General features: G+C 60.9%; 13 protein-coding genes and 6 pseudogenes. 9 read left to right on the top strand and 10 right to left on the bottom strand.

From position 1 onward, the window contains the following. Nucleotides 1-39 precede the first annotated feature (39 nt). From BBJ66_RS35780 to BBJ66_RS17575, 4 genes and pseudogenes are all read left to right on the top strand, one after another. Nucleotides 40-324, top strand: coding sequence for a 2Fe-2S iron-sulfur cluster-binding protein (locus BBJ66_RS35780; protein ID WP_012489426.1), 285 nt, complete (start codon nucleotides 40-42; stop codon nucleotides 322-324). Next, nucleotides 321-1,082, top strand: a complete 762-nt coding sequence (locus BBJ66_RS17585) for an N-acyl homoserine lactonase family protein (protein ID WP_049731167.1) — start codon at nucleotides 321-323, stop codon at nucleotides 1,080-1,082. The genes BBJ66_RS35780 and BBJ66_RS17585 overlap by 4 nt, the downstream gene beginning before the upstream one ends. Next, nucleotides 1,079-1,403, top strand: a pseudogene (locus tag BBJ66_RS17580) (xanthine dehydrogenase family protein molybdopterin-binding subunit); the annotation flags it as partial. The gene BBJ66_RS17585 and the pseudogene BBJ66_RS17580, both read left to right, overlap by 4 nt. 178 nt (nucleotides 1,404-1,581) lie before the next feature. Then, nucleotides 1,582-1,982 (top strand): annotated as a pseudogene (locus BBJ66_RS17575) (transposase); the annotation flags it as partial. A 592-nt stretch (nucleotides 1,983-2,574) separates the two neighbouring features. Here the strand turns inward: BBJ66_RS17575 and BBJ66_RS34990 are convergent. The 3 genes from BBJ66_RS34990 to BBJ66_RS17560 form a co-directional block, all read right to left on the bottom strand. Continuing rightward, nucleotides 2,575-2,718, bottom strand: a complete 144-nt coding sequence (locus tag BBJ66_RS34990; protein WP_016737394.1) for a hypothetical protein — start codon at nucleotides 2,716-2,718, stop codon at nucleotides 2,575-2,577. Between the two features lie 39 nt (nucleotides 2,719-2,757). Further along, entirely contained in the window at nucleotides 2,758-3,015 is a 258-nt protein-coding gene (locus tag BBJ66_RS17565; RefSeq protein ID WP_029875514.1) for a BON domain-containing protein, read from the bottom strand. 154 nt (nucleotides 3,016-3,169) lie between these two features. Next, nucleotides 3,170-3,379, bottom strand: coding sequence for a CBS domain-containing protein (locus BBJ66_RS17560; protein ID WP_008534154.1), 210 nt, complete (start codon nucleotides 3,377-3,379; stop codon nucleotides 3,170-3,172). A gap of 270 nt (nucleotides 3,380-3,649) precedes the next feature. Here BBJ66_RS17560 and BBJ66_RS17555 point away from each other — a divergent pair, with 270 nt between their 5' ends. Beyond that, nucleotides 3,650-4,702, top strand: a complete 1,053-nt coding sequence (locus tag BBJ66_RS17555) for a type III polyketide synthase (RefSeq protein ID WP_008534153.1) — start codon at nucleotides 3,650-3,652, stop codon at nucleotides 4,700-4,702. 220 nt (nucleotides 4,703-4,922) lie between these two features. Here the strand turns inward: BBJ66_RS17555 and BBJ66_RS34760 are convergent. Then, nucleotides 4,923-5,069 (bottom strand): annotated as a pseudogene (locus BBJ66_RS34760) (hypothetical protein); the annotation flags it as partial. Between the two features lie 937 nt (nucleotides 5,070-6,006). Between BBJ66_RS34760 and BBJ66_RS17550 the strand changes: the two are divergent. After that, complete coding sequence (locus BBJ66_RS17550; protein WP_237350502.1) at nucleotides 6,007-6,714, top strand: response regulator; 708 nt, start codon at nucleotides 6,007-6,009, stop codon at nucleotides 6,712-6,714. On the opposite strand, the gene BBJ66_RS17545 is transcribed toward BBJ66_RS17550, so the two are convergent. The 3 genes and pseudogenes from BBJ66_RS17545 to BBJ66_RS17535 all read right to left on the bottom strand — a co-directional run. Next, on the bottom strand, nucleotides 6,680-7,327 hold the full coding sequence (locus BBJ66_RS17545; protein ID WP_012489422.1) for a BON domain-containing protein: 648 nt from the start codon (nucleotides 7,325-7,327) through the stop codon (nucleotides 6,680-6,682). The genes BBJ66_RS17550 and BBJ66_RS17545 overlap by 35 nt on opposite strands. A gap of 123 nt (nucleotides 7,328-7,450) precedes the next feature. Further along, the gene (locus BBJ66_RS17540; protein WP_049732213.1) at nucleotides 7,451-8,806 is read right to left on the bottom strand and encodes a trypsin-like peptidase domain-containing protein; all 1,356 of its coding nucleotides are present in this window, start codon (nucleotides 8,804-8,806) and stop codon (nucleotides 7,451-7,453) included. A 108-nt stretch (nucleotides 8,807-8,914) separates the two neighbouring features. Continuing rightward, nucleotides 8,915-9,798 (bottom strand): annotated as a pseudogene (locus BBJ66_RS17535) (zinc-binding alcohol dehydrogenase family protein); the annotation flags it as partial. Between the two features lie 136 nt (nucleotides 9,799-9,934). Between BBJ66_RS17535 and BBJ66_RS17530 the strand changes: the two are divergent. After that, nucleotides 9,935-10,234, top strand: a complete 300-nt coding sequence (locus BBJ66_RS17530; RefSeq protein WP_029875516.1) for a hypothetical protein — start codon at nucleotides 9,935-9,937, stop codon at nucleotides 10,232-10,234. Between the two features lie 163 nt (nucleotides 10,235-10,397). Beyond that, on the top strand, nucleotides 10,398-10,637 hold the full coding sequence (locus BBJ66_RS35775) for a universal stress protein (RefSeq protein WP_335720576.1): 240 nt from the start codon (nucleotides 10,398-10,400) through the stop codon (nucleotides 10,635-10,637). 426 nt (nucleotides 10,638-11,063) lie between these two features. On the opposite strand, the pseudogene BBJ66_RS17515 reads toward BBJ66_RS35775, so the two are convergent. Next, nucleotides 11,064-11,519, bottom strand: a pseudogene (locus tag BBJ66_RS17515) (pyridoxamine 5'-phosphate oxidase family protein). A 129-nt stretch (nucleotides 11,520-11,648) separates the two neighbouring features. Between BBJ66_RS17515 and BBJ66_RS17510 the strand changes: the two are divergent. Beyond that, nucleotides 11,649-12,467, top strand: a complete 819-nt coding sequence (locus BBJ66_RS17510) for a universal stress protein (protein ID WP_012489417.1) — start codon at nucleotides 11,649-11,651, stop codon at nucleotides 12,465-12,467. Here BBJ66_RS17510 and BBJ66_RS35770 read toward each other — a convergent pair. Then, nucleotides 12,464-13,383, bottom strand: a pseudogene (locus tag BBJ66_RS35770) (HAD-IC family P-type ATPase); the annotation flags it as partial. The gene BBJ66_RS17510 and the pseudogene BBJ66_RS35770 sit on opposite strands and share 4 nt — an antisense overlap. Before the next feature lie 167 nt (nucleotides 13,384-13,550). After that, on the bottom strand, nucleotides 13,551-14,645 hold the full coding sequence (locus BBJ66_RS17500) for a nucleotidyltransferase family protein (RefSeq protein ID WP_012489416.1): 1,095 nt from the start codon (nucleotides 14,643-14,645) through the stop codon (nucleotides 13,551-13,553). Nucleotides 14,646-14,678: the final 33 nt, after the last annotated feature.

The following is a 14,678-nucleotide window of genomic DNA, read 5'->3' as shown; positions in this document are numbered from 1 at the left end:
ACCGTCATTCTCGATGGAAGGAGCGCACGCTCCTGTCTGATGCTTGCAGTGCAGGCAGACGGGAGCGAAATCGAAACCATGGCCAGGGAAGCGTCGATACTCGGACGAATCCAAGAAGCGTTCCGCCAGCATCATGGCCTGCAATGCGAATTTGTAGGCCCAGTTTCATCGTTGGCGATCATCGACCTTCTTCGCCACCATCCGCTGGAAACCGATGATAAGATCAGGGAAGCGCTCTCAGGAAACATCTGTTGTTGTACGGGCTATGAAAACATCGTCACCGCCGTCCGCGAACTGGCTAGCAAGAGAGGACCTTTAAGATGAAGATGCATTTTCTCGAGGCCGGCCGCCTTCGTATGCGCCGGTCCATCTACGTCCCTGGGGCGCTGAAGGAAGAAGCGATTGAATTGCCGGTTCACGCCACCCTGATGCGCCATCCCCAAGGCAACGCGCTGTTCGATAGCGGATGCAATCCAGAGGCCGCCATCGATCCAGGCGCGCGATGGGGTGGGTTAAGCAAGGTTATGACCCCGATCTTTTCGCCAGAGCGGACGGTCGTTCATCAGTTGAAGACTCTTGCTCTCGACCCCGAGGACATAGATGTTGTGATCTGTTCACATCTGCATCCCGATCATTGCGGCTGCAACGCGTACTTTCGGCGCGCAACGATCCTCTGCCACGAAGCGGAGGCGCAGGCCGCCACGGCAAGCGGTGCAGAAAATCAAGGCTATCTTCGAGGAGAATGGGACCAGCCCCAGGGTTTCCAGACCTTCAATGCCGAGCATGACGTCTTTGGCGACGGGCGCATCGTCTTGCTGCCCATGCCGGGTCATACCCCCGGAATGACCGTCGCCCGTGTCGAGCTGGAAAAAGATGGTTCATTTATACTCGCTTCAGATGCTGCCCCGCTCCAGGCGAGCGTCGACACCGGTATCGCTCCGAGAAATACTTGGAACATCGAACTCGCCGCAGAGGCACTCACTCGCCTGAAAGCTCTTCGGGAGCGGGGAGCTTCTATCATTTTCGGCCACGACGACGCGCAATGGCAAGAGTTGCGAAAGGGTGTGGAGTTCTACGAATGAGCCAGCAGGACCATTCCGTCGAGCTGCGGCCCAAACTTGTCGGCAAGCGGGACAAGCGCACCGAAGATCCACGTCTGCTGACGGGTGTTGGTCAGTATGTCGATGACATGGCGCCGCGGTATGTTGCATATCGCATTGCGACGCTCCGACCAGCCACATGCCCGAATCCTGAACATCGATGTCGGCGATGCGTTCTCGGTGCCCGGCGTCGTCGCGATCTATAACGCGAGCGACCTGGAAGGAGAGATCAAACCTGCCATACCGACCTCGCGTATGCGTGGTTATTACGCCACCCCCATATGGCCACTTGCACGCGGGAAAAGGTGGCCGTTCTATCGGATCGTGTCCCAGTACGTGGCGTAGGTGACGGTAGGGAGTAAAGCCGAGCGCCCGCGCGCTTCTCGTTGCGCTGTAGCGGGTGATCGGCTTTGCGGGCGGCCATCAGTGTTTTTCCGCTAGGGTCGGGTTGTTCAAGACCAACCTGACGGAAAGATCACCGATGACCAATGACATGATGAACGGGCGCTCCCTTGTTGAGAAGAGTGCCGATGCAGATTTGTTGCGTGAGATGATCGGCCTTGCCGCCGAGCGGCTGATGGAGCTGGAAGTAGGCTCGGCTACGGGTGCAGACTTCGGTGTGAAGAACTCGATGCGGCTCGCACAACGCAATGGCTACCGTGACATCGGGAGACGCGGGCTGGCACCGTCGAGCTTCGCATTCCGAAGCTGCGCAAAGGCAGCTACTTTCCGAGCTTCCTTGAACCGCGCCGCATGGCAGAGAAAGCTCTGACGGCCGTTATCCAGGAAGCGTATATCCAGGGAATCTCGACTCGTTCTGTCGACGACTTGGTCAAGGCCATGGGTATGAGCGGCATCTCCAAAAGCCAGGTGAGCAGCCTAACATCGGGACGAACGCAATCTGCGGGGCGAAGGTGGCTGCGACGGCCATCCTCATCAGCGGCTGGAGATAGATCAGATAACCGCCCACGGTGACAAGGATGCCGATCTGGAGTAGCGGCTCGGAGATGCTGGTCCCAACGAAACTGCCCACCGGTTCCGCTTCCGCAAAGACGATCGACAGCTCAACCCCCTCGAGCGTGGATTCCGATGGCGGCGTCTCGGCCCGATGCAGAACGCGCGCCCCGAGCCAAAGCGTGCTTTTTTCGCCCACCCAGCTTCTTTAGAGGTTGGAGGTGAATTTATCGCGCCCTTCAACACTGCGACCGCGAGATAGAGGGAGACGAGAAAGAGAAGAGACCGGTATGACGCTTGCTCGGTCGCCTCATTGACGATCCGGCGCTGGAGTTCGAGAGGCGCCGCGCCGATAACGAAAAGAGCCACGGACAGCCCTGCGACCAACGCCTGATGACGCCTTCCCATCAGCCAGATGAAGCCGAATAGTTCGGAGAGCATCGAATCCGTCGCGCCATTTGCGGGACGCGGCCGGACAATTAAATCCTGGAGGGCCAGATGTTCATCGCGCACTCAGGGGTCAGAGAGAGCGCTCGACGCGCCCGGTTCGGGAGTCGTCGGATGGCCTCACCAGTAGGACGCTCACGACCGTCCCCACCATGAGGATCAGGATGACGAGGAGAAGCCTCGACACGACGGCGTCTGCGATGACCCTGACAAACATGACGGAAACTCCAGGGACGATTTCATAGTTTGAGAGAGCTCACCATGCGGTAGCCAGGGTGATGTTGTTTACCACGCCGCCGACGCCGCGGATGCTTTCCGCCGCCACCCTGGCCGCCGAGCATTCCAGCTCCGTCTCGACCTCTCCCCTCAGGGTCACTGCCCCGTCGGAGACGGTCGCATTGACGATGGGGAACCTTATTTCGAACTCGGTTTCCAGGCGGCCACGAACGGCCGTCCCTAGGGCCTCGTCGCCGGAAGCAGTACACTGCCGTCGAACATCGAGAAGCGCTCGCATCAAGTCGTGACGGCTGATTATGCCGGCGAGTCTGCCGTTCGGTGTTTGATGTCGTGGGCCTGCAGGAGTTCTGCGAGCTGGCTCGCGGTTGCGCTCGGGGCGGCGCTGACGACGGGCGTCGACATCACGTCCTTGACGCGCCAGCTTCGGGCCTTCACATAGTCCGCCAGTGCATCTTCGCGGTCGCGCGTATGCGGTACCGCCCGTCTCGCCCAGGATGACGCCACCCGGCGCAGCAGGTCTCCCCGGTGACGATGCCGGTGAGCCGCCCTTCGCCATCGATGACGGGCACCGCGCCGATCTTGCTGGCGTTGACGATCTCGACGGCTTCCCTGACGTTGTGTCCCTCGTCGAGCGTCGTCACGGGGTCGTCATGATGTCTCTAGCAAGCATCGCGCTGTCTCCTTTTCGATCGGACAATTACGGAGCCAACTTGTTGAGCGCATTGACGTGGATCAAGGCAGACACGAAGCCGCGGGAGGCATTCTTCACGCGTCGTCGTCTCTGAAGCCTTCCGACGAAGTGCGGCGTCAGGCTCGCCCGCATTGCAACTTATTGAGGATCGAGGCGTTACGGTTCGGTCTCGTCCTCGCGCGGCGTACCAAATTCTTCCCGCGCCGTCGCAAGGAGTCTTATGCAGCAACCCGTCAAGCTGGTATCCGTCGGCACCGCCGTTCCGCCACATGTCATCGACCAGCGTGACGCGGCGCGAGCCTCGCACACCGCGTTCTCATCGCGATTTGGCGATTTCGAAAAGCTGGCAAGGGTGTTCGAAACCTCGGGAATTCGGCGCCGCTATGCCGTCCGGCCGATCGAGTGGTATCTCGAGACGTCGGGATGGCCCGAACGAAACCTCGCTCATATCGAGGGCGCGGGTGCAATGTTCGTCGCCGCCGCCAGCAAGGCTCTCGTGTCGGCGGGCATTGCAGCAGGCGATGTCGACACGATCGTAACCGTCTCCTCGACTGGTATTGCGACACCTAGTCTGGAAGCGAGGGTAAGCCGAGAACTGGGCTTCCGGGACGATGTCGAACGGGTTCCCGTGTTTGGCCTCGGCTGTGCCGGCGGAGTCTCTGGGCTTTCAATCGGGTCACGGCTGGCGGCATCCCGGCCAGGCTCAGTCGTGCTGGTGGTCGCCGTCGAGACCTGCACGTTGGCATTTCGCATGGACAAGCTTACGAAGGCGAACATCGTGGCGACCGCCCTCTTCGGCGACGGGGCCGCCGCCTGCGTGGTGCGTGCTAGTGAGACCGGTCTGGCCGAGGTCGAACTTGCAGGCCAGCATACGTGGCCCGACACGCTAGACATCATGGGATGGAGCGTCGATCCGGAGGGTCTGGGCGTGATCTTCGATCGTGCGATACCACCGTTCGCCGAAACTCATGTGCTGAAGGGCGTAACGTCCATACTCGCCCGATCAGATCTTGCTCCTGCCGACGTTGACCGGTTTGCGTGCCACCCCGGTGGATCAAAGGTTATCACCGCCTTGGAATCGGCGCTTAAACTAAGCCAGGGAACCCTCGACCAGGAACGTGAGGTTCTCTCGGACTATGGGAACATGTCCTCGCCAACCGCGCTGTTCGTACTCGAGAAGCTTCTTGCGCAAGGACTACCCAGGAGAACTGTCCTGACGGCGATGGGACCGGGCTTCACCCTTAGCTGCCTCTCGTTGACGGCTGCAGCATGACCCGGCGATCATTCTCCAGGACGTTTTAAGATCGCATCGTTTGCAGAACGAACAGGACTCGAAACAGGTAGCTGACGCTGCAAAGGCTGCGATTGCCGTGGGACACCCCAAGTCGAAGGCGAGGTTGCCACCTCGCACTCGAATCCTTTCTCCTGCGTGCCGGCGTAGCTGCGGCAGTATGGCTGGTGGTAGTCGCTACCCAGTTCGGTCCTCTGTCGCACTAGGAGGAGCGTGCCCAGCGCCAATTCTGGATTTCCGGCAAGTCTTCTCCACGCTCCCGCACGAACGCCCGGTGCTCGGCGAGCTTTGCATGCAAGGCTGCCGTCACATCTGGCACCTTTTCGGCGAGGCCGGGCACGCGCGCGATCGGTCGCGATGTCTATCTGCGTGTATCTGAACCATGCGATCCAGCCATGGCACTGAATGTGCATCGGCAAACAAAAGCGGATTTACAACCAACGTTGTCAGATACGTCTCCCTCAAGCGGCATTGATGTCTCGGGGGCCAGTGTCTCTCGATTACACCTGTCATCGATCGCCGACCTCGGCAGGCCACAAGGAGTGGGAAACTTTGATCTCCTACGCACTTTGCTCATCGCTTCCCATTCCTAGCTGCATTAAAGCGTATCTGGGGCAGAGTGACTTCAAATAGGCGCTTCAGCGGAGTCCACCGACCGAGGCACTGGATGTTCGCAACCAACTGCTGCTTTTCCGGAAGATGATGAGTTAAGGTGGCAGGAAACGGAATAAGACTGGTTGACGAGAAGCCCGGGGAAAGCAACAGAAACTGGTTCGAAAGTTCTTGTTCGTTCATCAGCGCTTTTTGTTGGATTGTGAGAGCACGGATCCTTCCAACTGCTTGGTAGGAGTGCTGTATTTCGTGCTCGATAGAACCTGCGAAGCCTTGTCCTCCATCGCAGCTCCTGTCTGCTTTGAGGTGCCCGCCTGCAAGGGCTCTGTTGCAAGATCGACTCCGACTATGTCGGGATGTACCCCGGCGATCCGCCCCGGCAGCTACGTCCTCATTTCCGTGACCGACACCGGCACCGGAATGACGTCCGATGTGATGGAGAGGGCTTTCGACCGTTCTTCACCGCGAAACCGACGGGCTCGGGAACGGGGCTTGGGCTGAGCATGGTCTACGGTTTCGCAAAGCAATCCGCAGGGCACCTGCAGCTCTACAGCGAACTTGGCGAAAGGGACGACGGTGCGCCTCTTTCTTCCACGCGCCGACGCCGGAAAGGATTCTCATCCGAACGAGCAGCGGGCTGAGGAAGCCCCGCCTCGGGGCACGGAACTATCCTGGTGGTCGAGGACGACGCGAGAGTTCGCCGAGTGACGGTCAGCCGCCTGCAGACGCTTGGCTACTTCGTGATCGAAGCTACGAACGGGATCGACGCGTTGAAGGAGCTGGAGGCGGGGCATGACGTAGCGCTCCTGTTCAGTGATGTGGCCATGCCGGGAATGAACGACGACGAACTGGCCCGGAATGTCCGGGAGCGCTGGCCGAGTGTGAAAATTCTCCTGACGTCGGGCTTTTCTGAACCCCATGCCGCGGACAAGGAGATCGAAGCGGGCGCCGGCTGGCTGAAGAAGCCGTACACTGCATCGGAGATGTCGACCCGTCTCAGGCTGCTGCTCGCCGCGAGGCCTAATAGCGATTCTGCTCGACAGCAGGATTTCAATTTAGAAAAATCAAACCCGAACCTCAATCGCGCTGCCGTTGCGGGGACTCATATCTTTCTTCGCGGAAGATCCCAGCCTACGTCGCCACCCAAGGTCGCTCTCCAAGAACATCAATGGTCGCCTTGTGCTCGCGACGGAGGCTCTGCAACGGGTGGTGCGGAATTTCGTTCCGAAGACGAGATCTGCGCGCAAGTCGATCAAGGAAATTGGGCTCTATGCGAAGGGCGCTCAGCGGCGCCCTTGCTGCTGAGTGTGGGCAGAGCAGTAATGTCTAGCCAATCCCGATATTCGATCACCCGACCGTCAGTCGGTCGTCAAGAGTGCTGATCCCTGGAGCGGACCATGCAGCGCGCTCCGCCGCCTGCCGTTCCGACCAGGTCTTCACCTTGCCGGAGAGGATTACCTTTCTGCCTTGGACGTCGATTCTGATTGCATCGGCCTCAAGAGCGGCGTCGCGCTGGAAAGCATCCTCGATGCGTTTCTTGACATCCACCGCCGTAATATGCGGCTTCAGCTCCACTAGGTTGGACACCCCTACTACGCCGGCGAGATCCCGCACGGCGTCGTAGGCCGCGTTCTTTTGATATTGCCACTCGACCTCTCCCCGCAAGGTGATCCACCCTTTGAGGACCCGCACCTGCACCGAATCCTTTGGCACGGAAACGTTCCAGTCGAGCATTTTGACAGCTCGCCGGGCGATGTCGTCGTCGTCTGTTTCCTTCGGCCCGAAAATCCGGACCTCGATATCGGCAGCTATTCCGCGCACGCCCTTGACGCGACTAACCACGCGCTCTGCGGCTTCTTTCTCCGCGTAGGTGCGCACGTGACCAGTCAGTGTGACGATCCCGCTATCGACCGCGACGCCGATATCAGCCGCGTCGATGCTGGGCTCGAATTCCATTTCGTCGAGAATGTTCTGTCTGAGTTGAATGTCGTTCATGACAACCTCCTTCAGGTTTGCGACGTGCCGATCGTGACAGCGCCGCAGATTTTCGTCGTTGATCTTCATCAAGCACGAGAGCGACCTTGGAATTTCAGCGGACAGAACACGGTCTGCGGGCTGCTACTGGGTCTGCACGTCAGCGGCCACGAAGAGGCGGTGGCCGTTCCTCACGACGGTGATGAGAGCACGGGCATGCTCCTTCACGAGTATTGAGAGGAGTTGCCCGACGTCCGTCACCGGCTGCTGGTCGAGAGCGACGATAACGTCGTCCGGCTGCAGGCCGGCCTGTGCCGCGACCGAACCCTCGGCGACGACGACGACGCGGGCGCCGGGACCATCGGGAGAGTTCGCCATCTCGGCGTCGGCGAGAGGGCCGCGGGCGATATGAATGGTACGCGGAGCAGCCGGTTCGGCAACCGGTGCGTCGGACACCACGGGAAATGCTTCTATCCTTCGGCTCGCGCGGTCGATCTGGAAGGACGGCTTGGACTGCAACGGTAGCGATCCCACAAGCCTTCGAACGTCGGACGCGCCGCGCACCGTCCTTCCGTCGACCATCCGAATGACGTCGCCCGGCTGAATTCCTGCATTTGCCGCCGGCGAACCCGGAAGGACTTCGCTGACCAGCGCGCCCGCCCCTTCATCGACGCCGAACGCCTTTGCGAGACCGGGCGTCAGGTCCTGCGTTAAAATTCCCACCTCGCCGCGTACCAACTTGCCGGTCAGGATGAGCTGCCGCATCACGATGCCGACAGTCTCGGCTGGGACCGCAAAACCGATGCCGATGCTTCCTCCGGCGGGGCCGATGATCGCGCTATTGATCCCGACCACGACGCCGTCCTCGCTTACAAGCGCGCCGCCCGAATTGCCGGGATTGGTCGACGCGTCCGTCTGAATGAATCCTTCGTACCCCTCCGATCCCACGGCACGGCGCCCAAGCGCGCTTACGATGCCCATCGTCGCGGTCTGGCCCAGGCCGAAGGGATTCCCGATCGCCACGACGACGTCGCCGACGTGAAGCGAGGACGCGCTTCCAAACTCGGCTTGAACAAGATGATCAGGTGGAATTTGAACGACAGCGACATCCGTCTCGGGATCGGCGCCGACAAGTTTCGCTTGGAAGCGTCGGCCGTCGGAGAGCGCCACCTCGATTTTTGAGGCGCTTGCTATGACATGCTGGTTGGTGACGATGTAGCCGTGGACCTCGTCGATGACGACACCCGATCCGGCCGATTGGAAGCTGTGCTCTGCCGGCGCAGCGTCGTCAGGTAGTCCGAAGAACTTTCTGTAGAAGGGATCAGCAAGCGTTGCATCCGCGTCGTCGAGTTCCCTGCCCTGCACCGAGATGCTGACGACGCTCGGCACGACACGCTGGAGCATCGGCGCGAGCGACAGGCTGTCTGCAACGGCTGGAGCCGACAATAGGCTCTCACCTGCGATGAAGAGCGCCGCCAAGGCGAGCAACGAACGCGACATCTCTGATCTCCTTGCGGAAGCGCCGCCGGTTGTCGGCGGACGTCTTGACGAAGAAGCTTCCGTGTAGCGCAAGCAAAGCGCATTGATCCTTGTCAAGGGGAACATCGGCTACGGAACGATCACGGCGGCTCCAGAGACACGGCCTGCGCGCAGATCGTCGAGAGCCTCGTTCGCATGCTCGAGGGGGTAGACGCTGGTGAAGCATCTGACCCCTGCCGCCTTCCCGATCGAGAAGAATTCCGCCCCGTCGCTCCGCGTCAGGTTCGCCACCGAGACGACCCGCCGCTCGCCCCAGAGCAGACGATAGGGCATGCTCGGAATGTCTGACATGTCGATGCCGCCGCAGACCACCGTTCCGCCCTCCCGCACCACGTCGAGCGCCATTGGCACGAGCTCGCCGGCCGGCGCGAAGATGATGGCGGCGTCGAGCGGCACCGGCGGCCTTTCACCGGAAAACCCGGCCCAGACGGCGCCAAGATCAAGCGCGAACTTCCGTCCGGCCTCGTCACCGGGACGCACAAACGCATAGACGCTCTGGCCTCGATGCTTGCACACCTGCACGAGGATGTGGGCGGCCGCGCCGAACCCATAGATGCCGATCGTCCTCCCCTCGCCCGCCATCTTCAGGGATCGCCACCCGATGAGGCCCGCGCAGAGAAGAGGCGCGGTCGCCACCGGGTCCGCATCTTCAGGCAGTTCGAACGCGTAGCCCGCCTCGGCCGCCGCATGGGCCGCAAAGCCGCCGTCGATGGTGTACCCGTGAAGCCAGGATCGTTGCACAGGTTCTCGCGACCCTCTCGGCAATATGCGCAGTGCCCGCAGGTGTGGCCCAGCCAAGGTACCCCGACTTTTTGACCGACAAGGCGACGAGGAAGGCCCTCGCCCGTTGCGATCACGGTTCCGACAATCTCATGCCCTGGAACGAGAGGAAGCTTTGGCTGGGAGAGGTCTCCTTCGCAGACGTGAAGGTCCGTCCGGCAGACGCCGCAGGCCACAGTCGTATCGCCACCTTCCCCACCTTGGCTTGATCCCGGTCAAACATCCGGATTGATGCTCGTCAAAAACAAACGCCCGGGGACAGATAGGCTCCTGGACACAGCGCCACGACCTCATCCAAAGGAGACGGACATGCGCGAACAAGAAAAGACCGGCAAGACAGAAACGAACGCTGCCACGACCATTCCTCCCGTCGAGCGAACGTCCGCAGACCTTGTTCTCGGACGTCGGGACGAGGATCGCTGGGAAGTGACGGCGGCGACGCCGCGAGGCCAGGCATGGGCGAGAGATCACTTCTGCTGCGCCCTGCGGCAATCCTTCACGGGCACCATGTGTCTCGACATCATGAGCGCCGATCGGCTTCTCAAGGAAGCGCATGACGACGGACTGACGACCGAGTTCGTTAGCCTGTCTGGCAAGGACATATACTGACTGTTCGCCACGGCGCCATCGGCCGAGGATCCCGGCAACGCATGCTCCACCTCGTCGAAACGGCCCACGCGCAGATCGCGCCCAACGGAAGCCTCCACCTCGTTCACGCGGTGGAGGGCCTGCCCTCGTCGGCCTCGCCGAACGATTGGGCGGTTGAGGTGATGTGAGCCTCCGAGACCAGACTTTCGGAAGGCCCGCGGTCGACCGAGACTCCTGCTTCTATACACGTCCGAGCGGGCAACCCGTCGCAGCTCATCGTCGCCATCGCAAAGGAGATGCCGCCGATCTCGCCGTGATCGCCTCTCGCCGCGACGACGTGCTCGACCGCGTCTTCGCCTCGGTCGTGGACCACGTCGTGCAGCGCGCACCATGCTCCGTGCTCGTCTTGCGAACCATCCGATGAGCCGCGGGCTTCACACGACCGTCTTCGCTTCAGCCTCGTTGGCCTGACCGGCGGCGACGTCGCGACACATTTCGGCGGCGTGCGACAACGTTCGTGACCCGGCCTCACACAGTCGCGCCACCTCTCTAGGATACTCCTCCAGCTCGCCCTCGACATAGTCCGAAAGAACCTCGACCGCATCACCGTGGTCGATACTGCGGGCAAGTCGAGTCAGAAATTCAAAGCATCGAAGCCCTCGCCGGGCGGCGGACGCCGTCAAATCCGCAGTGACCGCGGCCGACCGGCAAAGATCTCGTCTTGAATCAGAGCGCCCGCGCGAAACGCGGGTGCGAGGTGAAATTAGATGTGGCGCTTGGATATAGGCCGCGTAGATATGGCATGTGGTGCTCCGATTGTGGGATGCGGGTTCGGCTCGAGCACCGACGGTCATTCCGTTCTGACTGCACTGCGTCCCGACACGGCCGTGACGGCAATGCCGTAGAAGACATGAGGAGAGCCATCGGGCATGGGGAACTCCTGGGGCTTCATAGAGCCGATTTCCCACCAGTCCGAATACTTTTGGAGAAGACCACGCGTGGAGCCGTTCGCTTTGTCGCGCCTCGCTGTCAGGAAATTCCTCGAACCTGCCTTCGACGACGATGCTCGTCCACCCGCCGGCGCTCGAACGCTGCTCGATGTGTAGGCAGATCTTGTCGTTCCCCGCATCCAGTCGAGCTTCTTGCCGGGCATGGTGAAGCTATAGGCGACGCCGTTGGAAAAGGCGAAATAAATCGCCGCCACGTAGAGCTGCCCATCCTTGCAGCATGCCAGATGACCGAAACGCTCGTTCTCCAGGATGCGGTAGCACTCACCGGGGTTGATCTCCGTCAGATTGATCGTCATGGCCGTGTCCTCCAGCTTCGATGAAGGCGCGATTATAGGAGCTTCATTGCGCCGCGGCCTTGACCAAGCGCAATGCGAACTCTCTCAGCGGCATGCATCATGACGGAAGTTTAACCTCAGGAGGCAAGCATGAAGCCGCAGTTCCATCTCCCGTTGTCGACCTATCCCGACGCGAGTTCCTTCGCCATAATCGATGCTATCGGCCTCGCTAGGCAGAATGACGCCCATCTCGTCGCCAGTATCCCACAAGTCCGGATCCCCCAGGTCCATCCGCCCTTTCCCACCGTTATCGATGTCGAGACATGGCGGGGACAAGCAGAACGGTATAGCCGGGACAGCGGGACTTCGCTGCGGGGACACATCGCCGACGCTATTTCGGAAACTGGCTTCGAGGTGCGAATCCACGGATTCGAGGTCAGGGAACCGTTCGTCTATGAACGCTTTTCTGAAATTGCCAAGTGCTACGACCTTTCCATCGTCGAAGCCTCGGAGCTCTCCCGGCAACTCTCCGAAACGCTGCTATTCGGAAGCGGCCGTCCGCTCGTGCTATTTCCAGCCACCAGCGTCTACTCTCGTGTGGACACGATCGCCGTCGCCTGGGACGGCAGCGCCACCGCAGCGCGCGCCCTTTCCAGCGCACGGGTCTTCATCGAACGCGCGATCAAGGTGCAGGTCATCTCGATCACCGACGACAAGGAGATCGACGAGGCGAACCGCGCCCTCCTGATCTCTTCGTTGAAGCATTCGGGACTCGACGTGGATGACGTATCGATCCAGGCAGGCGGCGAGACCGCGACAGGCGCCATCCAATCGGCCGCGCTGGAACGAAAGGCGGACCTTCTGGTCGCGGGCGGATTTGGCCATTCGCGGCTTCGTGAGTTCATCCTCGGCGGCGTCACTCGAGAACTTCTCGTCAAGGCCGAGCTACTAGTGCTTCTCGCCCATTAGAGGGCGCGAAGGGCGTTTAGAATGACCGCGACGTCGATGGCCTCCTGAAGCAATGCCCCGCCGACTGGCGGAAGGTATTGAAGCCGGTCTTCGAGCGTGATCGTGCCAGCCGGCGTGCCGTCAAACACTACCTTGACACGCATTGCGCTGCCTGACCCGTTAGGCGTCTCCTCCGCCGCCGACGCGCACGCCATCGACGATTCCGGATCCCGCGGTCTCGGTCACCTCCGATGGGCGGCTCACTACCAACCCACGTCTATGCGCCTCGTCCACCAGCGCGCGTCCGACCACATGGCCCGACGCCTGGTCCAGCGAGGCGGCCAGCCGCAGGATCCTGTTAGGATGCTCCGATCCCTCGATGTGGCCGACTTCGGGCTGTCCCGCGGTGAGCGTCCCCGTCTTGTCGAACACCGCCACGGTGGCCTGGACGAGTGCCTCGAGAGGTCCCGCACCCTTCACCAGAACGCCCTCCTACGCAAGTGCGACGGGTACGGCCAGGATCAACGGACAGGGCGTGGCGATGACCAGCACGGCCACGATCCTTGACAGGTCTCCGGACATGAACGCCGAGACGCCTGCAATCGCTACCGTGGCGAACAAGAACCACACCGAGAACCGGTCGGCCAGTCGCATCAGCTTCGCCTTGGAGCGCCTCGATGCTTCCACGAGCCTCACTATTCCGGTATTCCGGCATAGGTGCTGTCTCGGCGCGACTTAGAACGCGGATTTCGATCACGTCCCCCTCGTTCGTAGGGCCACTTGAAATGTTGCCATCCCTCGCGATGCGCACCCTTAAGGGCTCTCCGGTCAGGACCGCCTGGTCGATCGTCGCGACTTCGCTGACGAGAGCCCCGTCGGCCGGTACGACGTCGCCCTTGCGTATCAGGAGCACGTCGCCGACCGCGATCTTCTCGATTGACCCCCTTGCTATGTAGATCAGCGCTTCGCCTGCCCGGCGCTGGCCGGGGCCAGATCTGAGACCGTGCGATGCAGATATTCGGCACAGGACCCCGCAGGACCATATTCATCTTCATTGTCTTCACGACTTCGAATCAAATCAACTGCTTAGCCTTGAAAGACGGCCTATTCTCCAAACGGAAGTTCAATTTCTTCGCCGTTTCTTTTTCCGCCCTCGGTCAGGACCGTGTTGAGCCGCTCGGCATCTTGTGCTGGCAGCATTCCCGCCCCGGTTCGAATACCTTCTCGCCATGTAGGCCCGCGCCTCCATGCTTCGTTGTAGACGAGCGCCAAGTCGGTAGATCGCCTTGTCTGCTGCAGCGCTTCGAAGAGCAGCGCAGCTTGTCGGATGTCCTTCTCACGCTTCGCCGGCCCCTGCCCGTCCGTGTTTCGGCGGCTGGCGACTATTAGCTTGTGGACGGCATACCGGGACGGATCAGGGACGACGACCGGAACACCGCTTCGGTGGAGCAGCATTGTCCTGACGGGTTCCCTTATGAGGAAGTCGAGAAAGCGCAGTGGATCCGCGCTGGCGCCACCAAGAGCGGGCATCTTCGCCGGCTGATCGATGTAGTCATCCGAACCACGGTTCGACGTCAGGAACTCAACCCTGTAGCCGTCGGCATTCTGAAACGCTGACGAGACCGCGGCTCCCGATCGATGTGGAACTGGACGAAAGCTGGCGTCGACGCCCTGCAGCAACTCAAGGATCGGAGGCAGACTATCTTCGACCTCCCGACTGATGGCATAGTCCTGGGCGATGTCAGCATCGCCGGTCAGGATCGCAGCCATGGGAAGACGGACACCGAGCAGTCCTGAATAGCACTGAAAGGCCACCGTGCCTATGAGAATACCCCGGAGCCGAAAGAGACCGCCATCGGCAAGAGCCTCGACGATATCGCCCGACATGGCGTCAGGGGCGATCATCCCGCCTTCGCGGGTCAGGGTATTTACCAAGCGCCTGCGAGCGCGTAGATCGTCCTTGTCCCGCTTATGATCAGCTACGCGCTGTGCGATAACCGGATCATCAGCGGAACCGACGTAACGACGTTTCGTACCACCATGTCCATCCGGGATGTCGAAATACCAGTACTTGCGCCCCTTGATGTTTGCCGGGGTGAACCGACCCTCCGGAGGGAAATCGGCCGTCCAAGCGGCGTCGAGCGAGCGCTGACCGAGCTCAGCGAGCATCGTCTGATACATGAGGTCGATGGACTTCATAGCTCGACTCCAGGGTTATACTGTTTTTCAAAA

Origin of the sequence: Rhizobium sp. RSm-3, assembly GCF_001854685.1 — a bacterium.
Taxonomy (GTDB): Bacteria; Pseudomonadota; Alphaproteobacteria; order Rhizobiales; family Rhizobiaceae; genus Rhizobium; species Rhizobium ecuadorense.
The sequence above is the reverse complement of the archived record's forward strand: the minus strand, read 5'-3'. Positions and strand labels throughout refer to the sequence as shown.

Excerpts from the sequence above, each read along its gene's own strand:
- BBJ66_RS35780 (WP_012489426.1), top strand. The coding sequence starts at position 40 with ATGCTTGCAGTGCAGGCAGACGGGAGCGAAATCGAAACCATGGCCAGG.
- BBJ66_RS17545 (WP_012489422.1), bottom strand. The coding sequence starts at position 7,327 with ATGAACGACATTCAACTCAGACAGAACATTCTCGACGAAATGGAATTC.
- BBJ66_RS17510 (WP_012489417.1), top strand. The coding sequence starts at position 11,649 with ATGAAGCCGCAGTTCCATCTCCCGTTGTCGACCTATCCCGACGCGAGT.
- BBJ66_RS17540 (WP_049732213.1), bottom strand. The coding sequence starts at position 8,806 with ATGTCGCGTTCGTTGCTCGCCTTGGCGGCGCTCTTCATCGCAGGTGAG.
- BBJ66_RS34990 (WP_016737394.1), bottom strand. The coding sequence starts at position 2,718 with ATGTTTGTCAGGGTCATCGCAGACGCCGTCGTGTCGAGGCTTCTCCTC.
- BBJ66_RS17500 (WP_012489416.1), bottom strand. The coding sequence starts at position 14,645 with ATGAAGTCCATCGACCTCATGTATCAGACGATGCTCGCTGAGCTCGGT.
- BBJ66_RS17585 (WP_049731167.1), top strand. The coding sequence starts at position 321 with ATGAAGATGCATTTTCTCGAGGCCGGCCGCCTTCGTATGCGCCGGTCC.
- BBJ66_RS17530 (WP_029875516.1), top strand. The coding sequence starts at position 9,935 with ATGCGCGAACAAGAAAAGACCGGCAAGACAGAAACGAACGCTGCCACG.
- BBJ66_RS17555 (WP_008534153.1), top strand. The coding sequence starts at position 3,650 with ATGCAGCAACCCGTCAAGCTGGTATCCGTCGGCACCGCCGTTCCGCCA.
- BBJ66_RS17565 (WP_029875514.1), bottom strand. The coding sequence starts at position 3,015 with ATGCGAGCGCTTCTCGATGTTCGACGGCAGTGTACTGCTTCCGGCGAC.